Source organism: Candidatus Eisenbacteria bacterium (assembly GCA_030017955.1).
GTDB lineage: Bacteria > Eisenbacteria > RBG-16-71-46 > JASEGR01 > JASEGR01 > JASEGR01.
This window is the reverse complement of the sequence record JASEGR010000175.1, coordinates 1-2,398: the sequence shown is the minus strand read 5'-3', so window position 1 is coordinate 2,398 and position 2,398 is coordinate 1. Positions and strand designations below refer to the sequence as shown.

Here is a 2,398-nt window from a genome sequence, read left to right as displayed (position 1 = left end):
AAAAAAAAAGTCAGTGCCCATGCCATTCGACACACGACCGCCGTCCACCTTCTTCGCTCTGGTGTCGATATTAACACAATCCGTGCCTGGCTGGGGCACGTGTCGCTTAATACTACCAATATTTATGCTGAAGTTGATTTGAAGATGAAGGCGAAAGCATTGGCCCGTTGTGAGATATCAGGATCAGAACAAGTCGGCAAACTGTGGCACGAGAATCGGGGAGTGATGAACTTTCTGAAAAACTTGTAGCATATCAGCCCGGAAACGGGATCTTAGTTATGTGACGTAGAAAATGGAAAATCCGTTGAAAAGAAAGACCTTTTTTCGTCTACGTCACATAACTGCGGAGGTCACATAATGGCTCTATATCGGTCGGACCACAGGTCGGGGGAAGAATGATCAGACCGGCAAGGCGAACCGTTCCCTCAAGGATGTTCTGGGCTATCCTCTCTCCAGGGCTTTCCGCGATCATCTTTGCGGAGGTCGGGCATGAAGCCTCCGAAGCTGATCGAGTTGAAACCAGCGGACGTGGAGGCCTTCCTTATGCGGGTGGAAAAAGGGGCCCTGCAGGAAGGTGATTATGAGATCATCAAGTCCATTGTGGAGACCCTCGCCTATCTCAGCCAGGCGGTCGATGAGAAGGCCACGGCGATCAAACGTCTGTTGCGGGTGATCTTTGGCGCCAAGACAGAGACGCGCGAGAAGCTCTTCAAGATCGGAAGCAACCCGAAAGAGGTCGACAACCCGCAAGAGGAATCTGAACCGGAGAAGCAACCAGGTCACGGCAGAAACGGTGCGGATGCTTACAAAAAAGCCGAGCGGATCAAAGTATCCATCCAGGATCTGAAGGCTGGCGAACCATGCCGGGAATGTCTCAGGGGGAGACTTTATCCAGTCAAGAAGGCTGGGACCCTGGTGCGGTTCGTGGGTAGGGCCCCTCTGGCCGCCAAAATCTATGAGATGGAGAAGCTGCGCTGCAACCTCTGCGGCGAGGTCTTTACGGCCCAGCCCCCGAACAACGTCGGTTCCGACAAGTATGACGAAACCGCCGGGGCCATGATTGCCATGCTGAAGTATGGCAGCGGCGTTCCTTTCTACCGGATCGAGAAGCTTCAGGAAAGCATGGGGATACCGCTGCCGGCGTCAACCCAGTGGGATATAGTAGAGAATGCCGCCAACTGGGGCACTCACCCCGCCTATCGGGAACTGATCCGTCAGGCCGCCCAAGGCAATGTCATCCATAACGACGATACCCCCATGAAGATCCTGGAGTTGCTAAAAGAGATCAATGAGAAATCGTCTCGAACAGGGATGTTTACCACCGGCATGATGTCAATCGTAGAGGACCGCAAGATCGCCCTGTTCTTTACGGGACAGAAACACGCCGGGGAAAATATGACGGATTTGCTCAAACAACGGCAAGCCGAACTGGACCCGCCGATTCAGATGTGTGACGCCCTCAGCCGCAATGCTTCCAAGGAGTTCGAGACCCTCCTGGCCAACTGCCTGGTCCACGGGCGGCGGAACTTCGTGGACGTGGCGGCAAACTTTCCTGAAGAGACGGCTCATGTCATTGACCAGATCGCGTTGGTTTACAAAAATGATGAAACAGCCAAAGAGCAGAACCTCTCACCCCAGGAGCGGCTCCTCTTCCATCAGCGGGAAAGCGCACCGGTGATGAAGAATCTTAAACAGTGTCTTTCTGAACAGCTCCATCAAAAGAAGACGGAGCCGAACTCCGGATTGGGAAAGGCCATCGCCTATATGCTCAAGCACTGGGATCCTCTGACTCTGTTTCTGAGAGTCCCCGGAGCGCCCCTGGACAACAACCTCTGTGAGCAGACCCTGAAAAAGGCCATCCTCCACAGGAAAAACTCGCTCTTCTACAAGACCGAACACGGCGCGTTCATCGGTGATATGTTCATGAGCCTGATCCACACCTGCAGCCTGGGGGATGTCAATCCCTTCGACTACCTGGTGGCCCTCCAGAAACATTCCTTCGAGGTCTTCAAAAACCCTCGGAACTGGATGCCCTGGAATTACCAGGGCAGCTTACCTGTCAACGATTCCTGATGAACCTGCTCCACCCAATATTTTAAATCAAACGCTGCCTACGGCGCCACAACCGGGAGGACTGGGGAACGTTTGCCTCCCAGCCTCACCCCCGGCAAATTTCTTTCCGCTATACAGGCTTGCCGGAAGGACACTTTTCTCTCGCCCGCTGCGCTAGAGCACGCAGAGCACACAGAGCACACAGTTCAATTTGAAATATAACGTAGCGTCGTTTGGGACGTGGACAAGCGAGGCAAAATGAAGACCATTTACAGAATCACAAATTTTCCATACTGAATAAAATGGTCATCGAAGGCAAAGACGGTATTAATATCAAGACGCTCCA

At 53.0% G+C, this 2,398-nt stretch carries 2 protein-coding genes; both read left to right on the top strand.

Translation table 11 applies throughout. From position 1 onward, the window contains the following. A partial coding sequence (locus tag QME66_13410) for a tyrosine-type recombinase/integrase (GenBank protein ID MDI6809944.1) occupies window positions 1-249 on the top strand: 249 nt, incomplete at its 5' end. A gap of 240 nt (window positions 250-489) precedes the next feature. Next, a complete protein-coding gene (locus QME66_13405) occupies window positions 490-2,073 on the top strand; it encodes an IS66 family transposase (GenBank protein MDI6809943.1) in 1,584 nt (527 codons plus the stop codon). Window positions 2,074-2,398 lie beyond the last annotated feature (325 nt).